17 protein-coding genes are annotated in these 13466 nt (G+C 69.3%); 7 read left to right on the top strand and 10 right to left on the bottom strand.

From position 1 onward, the window contains the following. Positions 1-144: 144 nt before the first annotated feature. Together AB0I35_RS28485 and AB0I35_RS28480 are read left to right on the top strand one after the other, a co-directional pair. A complete protein-coding gene (locus AB0I35_RS28485; RefSeq protein WP_357399421.1) occupies positions 145-573 on the top strand; it encodes a transcriptional regulator in 429 nt (142 codons plus the stop codon). Between the two features lie 26 nt (positions 574-599). Then, entirely contained in the window at positions 600-941 is a 342-nt protein-coding gene (locus AB0I35_RS28480; RefSeq protein ID WP_357399426.1) for a DUF3817 domain-containing protein, read from the top strand. 78 nt (positions 942-1019) lie between these two features. Here the strand turns inward: AB0I35_RS28480 and rdgB are convergent, their stop codons facing one another. The 10 genes from rdgB to clpS form a co-directional block, all read right to left on the bottom strand. Beyond that, on the bottom strand, positions 1020-1625 hold the full coding sequence (gene rdgB / locus AB0I35_RS28475; protein ID WP_357399420.1) for an RdgB/HAM1 family non-canonical purine NTP pyrophosphatase: 606 nt from the start codon (positions 1623-1625) through the stop codon (positions 1020-1022). Between the two features lie 2 nt (positions 1626-1627). Beyond that, positions 1628-2392 carry a ribonuclease PH gene (gene rph, locus AB0I35_RS28470; protein ID WP_067498292.1) on the bottom strand — a complete coding sequence of 255 codons (765 nt, stop codon included), beginning with the start codon at positions 2390-2392 and terminating at the stop codon, positions 1628-1630. A gap of 69 nt (positions 2393-2461) precedes the next feature. Continuing rightward, positions 2462-3226, bottom strand: a complete 765-nt coding sequence (locus AB0I35_RS28465; RefSeq protein ID WP_357399419.1) for a cyclic nucleotide-degrading phosphodiesterase — start codon at positions 3224-3226, stop codon at positions 2462-2464. Between the two features lie 69 nt (positions 3227-3295). Next, positions 3296-4000: a rhomboid family intramembrane serine protease gene (locus AB0I35_RS28460; protein WP_357399418.1), complete on the bottom strand. Its 705-nt coding sequence runs from the start codon at positions 3998-4000 to the stop codon at positions 3296-3298. A gap of 142 nt (positions 4001-4142) precedes the next feature. Further along, complete coding sequence (locus AB0I35_RS28455) at positions 4143-5105, bottom strand: cysteine synthase (protein WP_357399417.1); 963 nt, start codon at positions 5103-5105, stop codon at positions 4143-4145. Positions 5106-5109: 4 nt separating this feature from the next. Continuing rightward, positions 5110-5385: a MoaD/ThiS family protein gene (locus AB0I35_RS28450; protein WP_067498283.1), complete on the bottom strand. Its 276-nt coding sequence runs from the start codon at positions 5383-5385 to the stop codon at positions 5110-5112. Between the two features lie 36 nt (positions 5386-5421). Further along, a complete protein-coding gene (locus tag AB0I35_RS28445; protein WP_357399416.1) occupies positions 5422-5841 on the bottom strand; it encodes a M67 family metallopeptidase in 420 nt (139 codons plus the stop codon). Between the two features lie 90 nt (positions 5842-5931). Beyond that, positions 5932-6978, bottom strand: coding sequence for a P1 family peptidase (locus AB0I35_RS28440; protein WP_357399415.1), 1047 nt, complete (start codon positions 6976-6978; stop codon positions 5932-5934). Next, entirely contained in the window at positions 6978-7547 is a 570-nt protein-coding gene (locus AB0I35_RS28435) for a DUF2017 domain-containing protein (protein ID WP_067645003.1), read from the bottom strand. The genes AB0I35_RS28440 and AB0I35_RS28435 overlap by 1 nt, the downstream gene beginning before the upstream one ends. 19 nt (positions 7548-7566) lie before the next feature. Further along, the gene (clpS, locus tag AB0I35_RS28430; protein WP_067498269.1) at positions 7567-7917 is read right to left on the bottom strand and encodes an ATP-dependent Clp protease adapter ClpS; all 351 of its coding nucleotides are present in this window, start codon (positions 7915-7917) and stop codon (positions 7567-7569) included. Positions 7918-7978: 61 nt separating this feature from the next. On the opposite strand from clpS, the gene AB0I35_RS28425 reads away from it, so the two are divergent. From AB0I35_RS28425 to AB0I35_RS28405, 5 genes are all read left to right on the top strand, one after another. Then, positions 7979-9292: a nicotinate phosphoribosyltransferase gene (locus tag AB0I35_RS28425; RefSeq protein WP_357399414.1), complete on the top strand. Its 1314-nt coding sequence runs from the start codon at positions 7979-7981 to the stop codon at positions 9290-9292. A 57-nt stretch (positions 9293-9349) separates the two neighbouring features. Beyond that, positions 9350-9913 (top strand): isochorismatase family protein, encoded by a 564-nt coding sequence (locus AB0I35_RS28420; RefSeq protein WP_357399413.1) that lies wholly within the window; start codon positions 9350-9352, stop codon positions 9911-9913. Positions 9914-9933: 20 nt separating this feature from the next. Beyond that, positions 9934-10470 (top strand): hypothetical protein, encoded by a 537-nt coding sequence (locus AB0I35_RS28415; protein ID WP_357399412.1) that lies wholly within the window; start codon positions 9934-9936, stop codon positions 10468-10470. A gap of 54 nt (positions 10471-10524) precedes the next feature. Continuing rightward, positions 10525-12570 carry an ATP-dependent DNA helicase gene (locus AB0I35_RS28410; protein WP_357399411.1) on the top strand — a complete coding sequence of 682 codons (2046 nt, stop codon included), beginning with the start codon at positions 10525-10527 and terminating at the stop codon, positions 12568-12570. A 93-nt stretch (positions 12571-12663) separates the two neighbouring features. After that, positions 12664-13362, top strand: coding sequence for a hypothetical protein (locus tag AB0I35_RS28405; RefSeq protein ID WP_357399410.1), 699 nt, complete (start codon positions 12664-12666; stop codon positions 13360-13362). Positions 13363-13466: the final 104 nt, after the last annotated feature.

Raw genomic sequence — 13466 nt, 5'->3', positions numbered from 1 at the left:
ATCGGTGGATAGAGTCAGCAAAAGCCAGGTGCCGTGGCGTAGGCGACGAAGGAGCAAGCCACGGCACCTGATCGTCGGGACTTGCGGGGCCGCGAACCTCGAGCGCGCCAGCGCTCCAAAAACACAGCCGGGTACCGTGGGTGTGTGTCCGATCGACCTTCCCGCCCGGCGTACAACCGGCCCGCGCTGATCGCGCTGGTCATCGTGGTCGCGCTCGGCTGTCTCGCACTGGCCTGGTGGCAGTGGGAACGGTTCGATTCCGCGACCGGAACCGGGCAGAACCTCGGGTACGCGCTGCAGTGGCCGCTGTTCGCGGCGTTCGCGGTGTTCGCCTACGTCAGGTTCGTGCGTCTCGAACGCGAGGCGGTCGAGCCCGCCGCGCCGCGCGCGAGCAAGGCCGAGGCGCCGCGCGAGATTCCGGCCGGGATCCTGCCCGAACGGCCCAAGGCCGCCACCGCGGACGACCCGGAGACCGCCGCCTACAACCAGTACCTGGCGCGATTGCACGCCAGCGATATCGATGCGCAGACCCGCGCCGCCGGTCTGCACGCCCCTGAGAGGAACGCCGGGTGACCGACAACAACACCACCGCACCGTCGCTGGACAAACCGGCTACCGGCGCACCGGCGGACAACGCCAAGATCGCCTCCGCGCTGCTGCGCTACCGCGCCCTCGCCTGGTTCACCGGCCTGTGGCTGCTGCTGCTCACCGCCGAGATGATCGCCCAGTACGGCTTCGGCATGGACACCCCGCGCTGGATCGCGCTCGTGCACGGCTGGGTGTACTTCGCCTACCTGCTGGTCACCGCCGACCTCGCGGTCAAGGTCCGCTGGCCCATCGCCCGCACTGTCGGCACCCTCATCGCGGGCACCATCCCCCTGCTCTCCTTCTTCGTCGAGCACCGCAACGCCAAAGACGTCAAAGCCCGATACAACCTCTGACCCCGGACGGCCGATCACCACGCTCCGGTAGCGGCATTTCGCGAGTAGCGTCCGCCATCAGAGCGTGGTGATCTTGTATCAGGCCAGGGCGGCCAGTGCCGGGAGGAGCTGTGCGAGGGCGCGGCCGCGATGGGAGGCGGCGTCCTTTTCGGCGGGGGTGAGTTCGGCGGCACTGCGTGGACCGCCGTCCGGGTGGAAGAGCGGGTCGTAGCCGAAGCCGCCCGCACCCTGCGGTTCGCGGGCGATGGTGCCGGGCCATTCACCGCGGACCACGGTGGTGGTGCCGTCGGGCAGGACGAGGGCGCAGGTCGAGACGAAGCGGGCGGTGCGCCGTTCGTCGGGGACGTCGCCGAGCTGACCGAGCAGCAGGGCGTTGTTGGCGGCGTCGTCGCCGTGGCGGCCTGCCCAACGGGCCGACAGCACGCCGGGCATCCCGTTGAGGGCATCCACCTCGATACCGGAATCGTCTGCCACACAGGGCAATCCGGTCGCCACAGCACCGTCACGCGCCTTGGCGATCGCGTTCTCCTCGAAGGTGGCGCCGGTTTCGGGGGCCTCCTCGTAGGGGGGCACGTCGTCGAGGCTCACCAGTTCGATCCCGGCGACGCCCGCGTCGTCGAGGATGCGGCGCAGTTCCTTCAGCTTCTTGGCATTTCGGCTGGCGACCAGCACGCGCGTGCCCACGGCTACTTCTTCCCCGCCGGTTCGGGCAGCTCGCCCGGGTAGGGCAGGGCGAGGGCGGCCTTCTGGATCGCGAACAGCTCCTCGCAGCCGACCAGCGCCGAGTCGAGCAGCTTGTCCAGGGTGGAGCGGGGGAAGGTGGCGCCTTCGCCGGTGCCCTGGATCTCGACGAGGGTTCCGGTGTCGGTGGCGACCACGTTCATGTCGACCTCGGCACGCGAATCCTCTTCGTATGGCAGGTCCAGCCGCACCCGTCCGTCGACGACGCCGACGCTCACCGCGGCGATCATGCACGAGATCGGTTGCGGGTCGGCCAGTTTGCCCGCGGCGGCCAGGTAGGTGACGGCGTCGCTGAGCGCGACGTAGGCGCCGGTGATGGCGGCGGTTCGGGTGCCGCCGTCGGCCTGCAGCACGTCGCAGTCCAGCGCGATGGTGTTCTCGCCGAGCGCGGCCAGGTCGATACACGCGCGCAGCGAACGTCCGATCAGCCTGCTGATCTCCTGGGTGCGGCCGCCGACCTTGCCCTTCACCGACTCACGCCCGCTGCGGGTGTGGGTGGCGGCGGGCAGCATCGCGTATTCGGCGGTGAGCCAGCCCAGGCCCGAGTCGCGCCGCCACGGCGGCACCCCCTCGGTGACGCTGGCGGTGCACATCACCCTGGTCTGCCCGAATTCCACCAGCACCGACCCGGCCGGGTGCGAGGTGAATCCTCGGGTGATCTTGACCTCGCGGAGTTCGTCATCCGCCCTACCATCGGCTCGTCTCGACACGGTAGGGATTATGCCCGTCGGCGTGCGTCCGTGTTCGCGGCCCCTCATCGAGGTGCTGGGGCCGTGGCGCTACAGGTCGAAGGTCTCGCCCGGTGCGACCGCGTGGACCGGTCCCGCGAAGGCCGCCTTGGCCTCGGCGATGACGTCTTCGCGTGAGGTCCACGGCGGGATATGGGTGAGCAGCAGTTCCTTGGCGCCCGAGCGGGTGGCGATCTCGCCCGCCTCGGTGCCCGAAAGGTGAATGCCCGGAGGACGATTCGCGGGATCGTGGGTCCAGGACGCCTCGGCCATCAGCACGTCGGCGCCCGTGGCGAGTTCGACGACGGCGTCGCACATGGCGGTGTCACCGGTGTAGACGAACACGCGGCCGCTCGCGGCGGTGATGCGCAGACCGTAGGACTCCGGCGGGTGGTACATCCGGCGCGCTTCGACCGTGTGACCCGGGCCGAACGGAACGGGGACGTTCTCGGTCCACGCCTGGGAGTCGATCACGTCGGACCAGTCGTCGGTTTCGCCACCGATCTCGGCCGAGGCGTTGCCGATACGTAAGGCCGCATCGGACGGGCCTCGGACCAGGGCCTTGCCGGTCGGCGGATTGGGGTGGTAGCGACGCCACACGAGCAGGGCAGGCAGGTCGAGGCAATGATCCGCGTGCAGGTGTGTGAGGAAGATGTCGACATCGCCGGGGTTCAGGTGCTTCTGCAGTGCACCGAACACGCCCGGCCCGAAGTCGATGACGGTCGGACGCATATCCGGGCCGGTCAACAGGTACCCCGACGCTGGGGAGTCCGGGCCGGACACACTGCCCGAGCACCCGAGGACGGTAAGGCGCATGCCCTCATGCTGCCACGACGGGCTGGTACTCACTGCAGGATCCCCCCATTCTCCAGACCGGATCCCCGGTTACCGCGTTGGTAGTGCGCGGCCGACCGATGCTTCACGGCGGCGTCGACGTTCATCACCAGAGAGTACCCAGCCCGCCAGCACTCCACCCACCGCCCCGAAAAGATGCCCCTGCCAAGAAATTCGGGGGTCCGTGGGCAGCACGCCCCACAGCATCGACCCGTAGATCAGGAAGATCACCAGCCCCACCACGATCTGCCCGACATTGCGCGCGAACCATCCCCGGCAGATCAGATAGGTGAGCCACCCGAACACGATCGAGGACGCACCGATGTGCACGCTTCCGGTCTGCCCCGTCAGCCAGGTGCCCACCCCCGCGATCACCCAGATGATCGCCGTGGCGGCGATACCGCGCCCGATCCCCGAGAGCAGCACGATGAACCCGAGCACGAGCAAGGGCAGGCTGTTGGCCAGCAGATGGTCCCACCCACCGTGCAACAGCGGCGCCCACAGGATCCCGTCGAGCCCACTCACCGCACGCGGTTCGATCCCCGCACCGTCGAGTTCGTTCGCGGCCCCCGGCGGCCGATCGTAGGACAGCACCATGTCGACGCCCTCGATGACGAACAGCGCCACCACGAACCCGATGATCCCCACCGCGGCCGATACCACCGACCCGCCCCGGCGCCCGGGCGAACCGCCACTGCGCAGTCCCCGAACGCGCTCCGGATCGAACGAGGCCCCAACCCCACCGCTCACTGTCATCGCCTCCAAACGGCCGGGCCGACGTCGCCCACCCCACGAGGGTACCGCCGCACGCCCTTCGCGTTGCTCCGGTAGATCCCATCGAACCGACGGAAAGAGCCGGGTACGTTCACAAACGCACCCGGCTCCGCGCCCCATCGGACTACGCCCAGAGCTGCCCTTCGAGCTTCTCCTCCGCCTCGTCGAGCGTCCCGTCGTAAGCCCCCGTCGACAGGTACTTCCAGCCACCGTCGGCGACCACGAAGGCGATGTCGGCGCGACTGCCTGCCTTCTGCGCCTTCTTCGCGATCCCGAGCGCCGCGTGCAGGATCGCGCCGGTCGAAATGCCCGCGAAGATGCCTTCCTCGCCGACGAGTTCCCTGGTTCGGCGGACCGCGTCGTACGGGCCGACGGAGAAGCGGGTGGTGAGCACCTTCTCGTCGTAGAGCTCGGGAATGAAGCCTTCGTCGATGTTGCGCAGGCCGTAGACCAGTTCGCCGTAGCGCGGCTCGGCCGCGACGATTTCGATGTCCGGCACCTGCTCGCGTAGATACCGTCCGGTACCCATCAGCGTGCCGGTGGTTCCGAGTCCGGCCACGAAATGCGTGATCTCAGGCAGGTCGGCCAGCAGCTCGGGGCCGGTGGTCTCGTAGTGCGCGAGCGCGTTGGCCGGATTGCCGTACTGGTACAGCATCACCCAGTCCGGGTTCTCCTCGGCGATCTGCTTGGCAAGCGCCACCGCCTGATTCGAGCCACCGGCGGCCGGGGAATCGATGATCTCGGCGCCGAACATGGTGAGCAGCTGACGCCGCTCCACCGAGGTGTTCTCCGGCATCACGCAGACGATCCGGTACCCCTTGAGCTTGGCCGCCATGGCCAGCGAGATCCCGGTGTTGCCACTGGTGGGTTCCAGAATGGTGCAGCCGGGCGTGAGCCGCCCGTCGGCCTCGGCCTGTTCGATCATCCGCAACGCGGGGCGATCCTTGATCGACCCGGTGGGGTTGCGGTCCTCGAGCTTGGCCCACAGCCGGACGTGGTCGTCACCATCCCACTGCGGTGAGAGGGTGCGCAGTCCGACGAGCGGCGTGTTGCCGAGGGTCGCGATCAGCGATTCGTAGCGGGCCACGAGGTCACGCGCCGCCGGCGACCGCGGGAAGAATGGTCACCGACGCGCCCGCCGGAACCTCGGCGTCGAGCCCGCCCGCGAACCGCACGTCCTCGTCGTCGACGTAGATGTTGACGTAGCGGTTGAGCTTGCCGTCCTTGAGCAGCCGTTCGGCCAGCCCGGGATGGTTGGCCTCGAGGTTGTCGATCAGCGCCGACAGGGTGTCTCCTTCGCCCTGGACTCGCTTCTCACCTCCGGTGAGACCACGCATGATGGTCGGGATGGACACGGTTACCGGCATGGGGACTCCTCGGGGTGGTGACTTGTTCTGGGGTTGTCAGGCGTCGTAGGACTCGACGATGCGCACCGGTTCCTCGGTGACCTCGCCGTCGACGATGCGGTAGCTGCGCAGTTCGTGCTCGTGCGGATCGCGGGTGGAGATGAGCACGTAGTGCGCGTCCGGTTCGCCGGCGTAGGAGATGTCGGTGCGGCTGGGGTAGGCCTCGGTGGCGGTGTGCGAGTGGTACACGACGACGGGCACCTCGTCCGCGTCGTCCATCTCCCGCCATACCCGTAGTTGTTCCCCGGAATCGAACCGGTAGAACGTCGGGGAGCGTTCGGCGTTCATCATCGCGACGAAGCGTTCGGGGCGATCACTGCCTTCGGGGCCCGCGATCACACCGCAGGCCTCGTCGGGGTGGTCGGCGCGCGCGTGGGCAACCATCGCGTCAACGAGATCGGCTCTGATCACCAGCACTTGTCGACCCTTTCCACAATCCGGCACAACGCCCACACCCTATTCGGGTATTCCGCCGGTCCGAATTCCGGTCCCGCCTGCGCGCCGGGTTCAGCGCGGGAAGAGATCGCGGTAGGAGGGGATGCCCGCGACGGGAGTGGCGGCGAGGACGGCATCGACGACGGCCCGTTCCACGACCACTGCCGCGGCGGTGCACAACTCGTCGAGCAGCAGCAGATCCGATGGGAAAGCCGCAGGTAGCGGACCCGAAGGTACCTGAACGGCACCGGTCGAGACCGCGAACAGCGTGTCACCGTCGAGCGGCGAGTGCACCGGCCGGATGGCGCGGGCCAGGCCGTCGTGGGCGGTGGCCGCCAGCCTGCGGCAACCGACCGGGTCGAGCACCGCGTCGGTGGCCACGACGCCGATCGTGGTGTTGAGCACAGTGCTCTTACCCGGCAGTGCGGCCAGGGCGGCGAGCTCGGCGGGCGTGCCGTGCCGCAGGCCGAAGAAGTCGGGCCCGTCGGTGCCCGTACCCCACGGCAGACCGGTGCGCGGGTCGACCACCGAACCGACCGGATTGGCGACGACGATCGCGCCGACGGTGGCCCCGTTGTCGAGAACCACACTGGCCGAACCGATTCCGCCTTTGAGCGCACCCGCCTGCGCGCCCACCCCGGCCCCCACGGTTCCCCGCGCGAAGTCGGTCGAGGCGGCCTCGGCGGCGCGGAAACCGAAGTCCGCGTCGGGCCGGATGTCCCACGCGCCGACCGGCAGGTCGAAGATCACCGCGCCCGGCACGATCGGCACCACCCGGCTCGGATCGGTCGGGCTCATCGGGATGCCCTCGCCGTGTTCCTCGGCCCAGCGCATCACCCCGTCGGCGGCGGCGAGACCGTAGGCGCTGCCGCCGGTGAGCAGCACCGCGTTGACGCGGCGCACGGTGTTGGCCGGGTCGAGCAGGTCGGTTTCGCGGGTTCCCGGGCCGCCGCCGCGCACGTCGACGGAGGCGACCGCACCGCCGGGCAACCGCACCACCGTGCACCCCGTCGCCGCACCCGACCCGAGGCTCACCTCGTCGTCGAGTACATGATGATGGCCGACGAGCACACCGGTGACGTCGGTGATCGCGTTGCGTGGACCGGGAACGCCGCGCATCAGGGCGCCAATGCCTGCAGCAGCGAATCCTGCATCCAGGTCAGCCAGTGGTAGACGTCCAGATGCGGGGCGCGCGGATCATCGGGGTCGAAGTGGTCGGGCGTGTCGTCGTCGATGTCGAGCAGAGTGCCCAGGGCCAGACGCACGTCGGTGAGCGCGGTGAGCCAGGCGTCGGCCTGTTCGGGGGTGAGCACGATCTTGCCGCCGTCCTCGGGGCAGCTGTCCATCACCACCCGCCCCGCGGCCAGTTTCGCGTCGATGATCTCGGGTTCGTGCAGGCTGCGCAGCGCGCTGTTGAGGTCGGCGCGCTTGGCGTCGGGCGAACCGGGTTCGGCGCGGTGGAAGTCGGGCAGCAGGCGCAGCAGTTGCGGGTCGTCGGGCGGGGTGGTGTTGCCGGTGCGCAGCCCGGTCAGCGCCGCGAGTTCGTCCTCGGGCGACTCGGCGGCGCGGTCGGCGAGCAGTCCGGAGACCGCCGCGACCAGGGAGCGCAACACCGTGGCCTCGTGCTCGTCCATTTCGGATCGAAGCTTGAGACCACCGAGTGAGTTCTTTCTGCTCCACTTGCGCACAGGGCCAGGTTACTCAGGCTCAGTCGTCGCGCTGCATCGTTGCCCACAGGCCCGCCGCGTGCAGGCGGCGCACGTCCTGTTCCATCTTGTCGCGCGAACCCGAGGACACAACGGCCTTGCCCTCGTTGTGTACCTGCAGCATCAATTCGGTCGCCTTGGCTTTGCTGTAGCCGAAGAGCTTCTGGAATATGTAGGTGACGTAGTGCATGAGATTCACCGGGTCGTCCCACACCACGGTCACCCACGGCCGGTCTTCGGCCTCCAGGATCTCGGTGTATTCGGTAGCCTCCGGCGTCGCCTGTGGCGCCGACAGTGCGGCGTTCACGGCGTCGGTGACGGCGCCGGCTCGAACGGAATTGCACAGGGCCATAAACCCCAGGGTACGACGAGGCCACCCGGATACAACACCCGCCGTGACTAGAGTTTCGGGTGTGCAGATCCGTGACGGGTCAGCGAGCACCGCGCTGCTGACCGACCAGTACGAACTGACCATGCTCGCCGCCGCGCTCGCCGACGGTTCGGCGCGGCGGCGGTGCACCTTCGAGGTGTTCGCCAGACGCTTGCCGCACGGCCGCCGCTACGGTGTCGTCGCGGGCACCGGGCGGCTGCTCGATGCCCTCACCCGCTTCCGGTTCGGCGCCGAGGAGCTGACCATCGCCGAGAAATTCCTCGACCCGGCCACCGTCGACTGGTTGCGCGAATATCGCTTCACCGGCGATATCGACGGCTACGCCGAGGGCGAGCTGTACTTTCCCGGTTCGCCGATCCTCACCGTGCGCGGCAGCTTCGCCGAATGCGTGGTGCTCGAGACGCTGGTCCTGTCGATCTTCAACCACGACAGCGCCATCGCCTCTGCCGCCGCCCGCATGGTCAGCGCCGCGGCCGGGCGCCGGATGATCGAGATGGGTTCGCGGCGCACCCACGAACTGGCCGCGCCGTCGAGTTCGCGGGCCGCCTACCTGGCCGGATTCGACGCGACGTCCAACCTCGAGGCGGTGCGCAGCTTCGGCGTGCCGGGCGCGGGCACCAGCGCGCACGCCTTCACCCTGCTGCACAGCGGCGCCGACGGCGAACACGAGGCGGCCGCCTTCCGCAGCCAGATCGAGGCGCTCGGCATCGGAACGACGTTGCTGGTCGACACCTTCGACATCACCCGAGGCGTCGCCACCGCCATCGAGGTGGCCGGGCCCGAACTGGGTGGTGTGCGAATCGACTCCGGTGAGCTGGGTGTGCTGGCCCGCCAGGTGCGCGATCAGCTCGACGCGCTCGGCGCCACCGGTACCCGCATCGTCGTCTCCGGTGATCTCGACGAGTACGCCATCGCCGCCCTGCGCGCCGAACCGGTCGACGTGTACGGCGTCGGCACCTCCCTGGTCACCGGTTCCGGTGCGCCCACGGCGGGCATGGTGTTCAAGCTCGTGGAGGTCGACGGGATCCCGGTCGCCAAACGCAGCAGCCACAAGGAGTCGCGCGGCGGGGCGAAGAAGGCGGTGCGGCTGGCGCGGGCCACCGGGACCATCGTCGAGGAGATCGTCTACCCGGCTGCGGGAGAAGTGCCGTCCACCAACGGTTTCCAGGTGCGTGAGCTCCAGGTTCCGTTGGTGCGCGGTGGTGAGACGGTCGACGGCGTCGCGACGCTGGCGCGCAGCCGGGAGCTGGTGGCGCAGGGTCTGGTGAGCCTGCCGTGGGAGGGCCTCAAGCTCTCCGACGGCGAGCCCGCCATCCCGACCACCTTCCTCGGCTGACACCTGGCAAACACGAGGGGACAATGATGTGGACGCAATGATCGGGAGGACGGTGTGATGCGCGGGTTGGTCATCGTGGATGTGCAGAACGACTTCTGCGAGGGAGGGTCGCTGGCCGTGCGCGGCGGCGCGAAGGTCGCGGCGGCCATCAGCTCCCATGTCGCGGCGAAGAAGTACGACGCGATCGTGGCGACCAGGGACTGGCACGTCGACCCCGGCGCCCACTTCTCCGACAACCCCGACTACGTCGACTCCTGGCCGCCGCACTGCGTGGTCGGTACGCCGGGCGCCGATTTCCATCCCGCTCTCGATACCGGACTGGTCGAAGAGGTGTTCTCGAAAGGCGAATACAGCGCCGCCTATTCGGGTTTCGAGGGCGCGTCGGCCGACGGAACCACCCTCGCCGACTGGTTGCGCGCCCGCGACATCGATCACGTCGACGTGGTCGGCATCGCCACCGATCACTGCGTGCGCGCCACCGCTCTCGACGCCCGCACCGCCGGTTTCGACACCACCATCCTGCTCGACCTCACCGCGGGCGTCGCCCCGGAAACCACCGCCACCGCACTCACCGCCCTGCGCGCGGCGGGTGTCGAGCTGAGCGGTGAGGTGCCCGCCTAGTCCGCGACTACCCTGCTCGCATGGATTACCGCTTCCCGGCGCAGGCGCGCGACAGGCTGACCGAGGCGCTGGCCGAGGTCGACAGCATCCACGACGCCGCCGACATCGTCTTCTGGGCCAACCCGGCCACCGACGACCTGCACCGCACGGGAATCGGCGCCTTCGGCGAACTACCACCCGCCTTCGCCCACCTGCTGGCCCTGTCCAGCCTGCACTCCACCGTCCTGGACTCCGGTTTCAGCACCTACCTGCGCACCCGCCGCACCGAACTCCCCTGGGCGACAAGAGCATTGCGCGCCGCAGGCATGCCACGCCTGGCCGCCGCCGCGATCCTCGCCGCCCGCGACGCCGCCCCCAACTCCCCCGACGACCCCCTCGACCGCTTCTTCGACGACGAACACCGCACCCTCGCCGAACCCGATCAGATCCGCCGCCCCACCGGCGACCGCGCCGACGACCCCGACGAGATCTACGACATCAACGAACCGGAAGACTTCGAACAACGAGTCCTCGACTACATCAGGGCAAACCTGCACGACTTCATCCGCGAACCCTGAGCCGAGGCGATGCTCACGAGCGAACCTGTCCGACCCCACCGATAAGCTGCCCCCGTGCCCGAACTCCCCCCCGTCGCCGACCTGCTCGCCACCGCCGTGCATGCCCTCGGCGGCACCGAACGCACCGGGCAGACCACCATGGCCACCGCCGTCGACCACGCGATCGACACCAAGGAGCACCTGGCCGTGCAGGCGGGGACCGGCACCGGTAAGTCGCTGGCCTATCTGGTGCCGAGTTTGCGGCACGCGGTGCGCACCGGGCGAACGGTCGTGGTGTCCACGGCGACGATCGCGCTGCAACGTCAGCTCGTCGACCGCGATCTGCCCCGGTTGGCCGAGGCGCTCACCAAGCCGCTCGGTCGCGTCCCGCAGTTCGCGATTCTCAAGGGCCGCAACAACTATCTGTGCCTGAACAAGATCAACAGCGTGATCCCCGAGGACACCGGCGGCGAGGCGGAGCTGTTCGACGCCTTCGCCATCTCCCGCCTCGGCCGCGAGGTGCAGCGCCTCAACGAGTGGGCCTCCGACACCGAGACCGGCGACCGCGACGAACTCGCCCCCGGTGTGAGCGATCGGGCCTGGCGCCAGGTGAGCGTGTCCTCGCGCGAGTGCCTCGGCAAGACCCGCTGCCAGTTCGGTCAGGACTGTTTCGCCGAGAAGGCGCGCGCGGAGTCGGCGCAGGCCGATGTGGTCGTCACCAATCACGCGCTGCTGGCCATCGACGCCATCAGCGGCATCCAGATCCTGCCCGAGCACGATGTGGTCGTCATCGACGAGGCGCACGAATTGGTCGACCGGGTCACCGGCGTCGCCACCGCCGAACTGGCCGCCACCGCCATCAGCGCCGCCGCCCGCCGCTGCACCAAACTGATCGACGAGCGCGAGGTCGACCGGCTCGAGGGCGCGGCCGAAGCCTTTCACCAGGCCATCGAGGACCTGCCTGCCGGTCGCTGGGACCAGCTGCCCGACGGCATCGCCCCCGTCCTCGCGCTCGTGCGCGATGCCGCCTGGAACGCGCGCACCGCGCTCGCACCGCAGGGCAGCGTGAAAACCCAGGACGACCCGGACAACGCCGCCGCCAAGACCTTGGCCGTCGCCGCGCTCGACGAGGTGCACGACGCGGCGGTGCGCGCGCTCACCGCGTTCGAGGAGTCCGATCCGGCCGCGCGCCACGATGTCATCTGGCTCTCGGCCGACGAGGTGCGCGGTGTCGCGCGACGCACCCTGCGGATGGCACCACTGTCGGTGGGCGGGTTGTTGCGCAGCAGGCTCTTCGGCACCGCGACCGTCATCCTCACCTCGGCGACCTTGCAGATCGGTGGATCGTTCGACGGTCTCGCGATCACCTGGGGCCTGCCCTCGCAGTCCTCCGGCAAGACCGATCCGGCACTGGCCAACGGCGCGACTCCACCGGCGGACGTGGAGTCGGTGCGCTGGAGCTCCCTCGACGTCGGTTCGCCGTTCGACCACGCCAAGTCGGGCATCCTGTACGTCGCCAAGCATCTGCCCGCACCGGGCCGTGACGGCCTCTCCCCCACCTACCTCGACGAGATCGAGCAGCTCATCACCGCCGCGGGCGGGCGCACGCTCGGCCTGTTCTCCTCGATGCGCGCGGCCAAGGCGGCCACCGAGGCGCTGCGTGAACGGCTCGACACCCCGGTGCTGTGCCAGGGCGACGATTCGATGGGCGCGCTGGTGCGCAAGTTCGCCGACGACCCGGCCACGTCCCTGTTCGGCACCCTGACCCTCTGGCAGGGCGTCGACGTGCCCGGCCCGTCGCTGAGTCTGGTGATCCTGGACCGCATTCCGTTCCCGCGCCCCGACGATCCGCTGCTCACCGCCCGGCAGCGTGCGGTCGAGTCGCGTGGCGGCAACGGGTTCATGGCGGTGGCGGCCAATCATGCCGCGCTGCTGCTCGCCCAGGGCACCGGCCGGTTGCTGCGCAGTGTCGACGACCGCGGGGTCGTCGCCATTCTCGATTCGCGCCTGGCGACTGCCCGTTACGGCGGTTATCTGCGGGCCTCGCTGCCGCCGTACTGGGAGACCACCGACCCGCAGGTGGTAGCCAAGGCGTTGCGCAGACTCACCGCATCCGCTTGAGCGGCACAGTTTTTCACCGCGAGTCGTGCAATCCGGGTGACCACACCAGCGAAATCACTACCAGCTGAATGTGACCCGTGAGACGGTTGGGTGATGACGCACCACGCCGATGGCGAGGTACTCGACGAATTTCTGGTCAGCGCAAGATCTTTGGCCGAGTACCGCGCGATGTTCTGCCTGTCCGACGACGACCTGTCCGGCCGACGCATCCTCGACTGCCCCGGCGGCGCGGCGAGTTTCGCCGCCGAGGCCAGTGCCCTCGGCGCCGAGGTCATCGCGATCGACCCCATCTACGCGAGTGAGCCCGGCGAGCTGGCCGCCCGCGCCGCCCCCGAAACCGAGCGCGCGGTGGCGTGGACGCACCGCCACGCGGGCCGCTACCGCTGGGACTGGTACGGCGGCACCGCCGAGCAGGCCGCGATGCGCCGCGCGGCCGCCGCCCGCTTCGCCGTCGACGTGTGCGCCGCACCGCACCGCTACCTCGCCGGGCGCCTGCCCTCGCTGCCGTGCGCCGACGGCGCCTTCGATCTCGCGTTGAGTTCGCACCTGCTGTTCAGCTACGCCGACCGGCTCGACGCCGACTTCCATCTGGCCGCTCTGCTCGAACTCAGCCGGGTGGCCACGGTGGAGACCAGGGTGTACCCACTGCTCGACTACACCGGTGCCCCGCTCGACGACCTGATCGCCCACCTGCGAACCGAACTGCACGACAAGGGCATCCGGACCTCGTTACGCAGGACTCGCTACGAGTTCCATCACGGCGCCGACACCATGCTCACCCTGCACGCGTGAAACGCAGGTCAGAGCGACTCTACGGCGTCCAATTGATAGACGGTGCCTACCGAGGGCGACCCTCGGGGACCGGCGCGGTAGGTTCTTAGTCGTGCATACGACGC

The organism is Nocardia sp. NPDC050378 (assembly GCF_040655675.1).
Taxonomy (GTDB): domain Bacteria; phylum Actinomycetota; class Actinomycetes; order Mycobacteriales; family Mycobacteriaceae; genus Nocardia; species Nocardia coubleae.
Note: the sequence above shows the minus strand (reverse complement) of the source record. Positions and strands in the feature narration are given on the sequence as shown.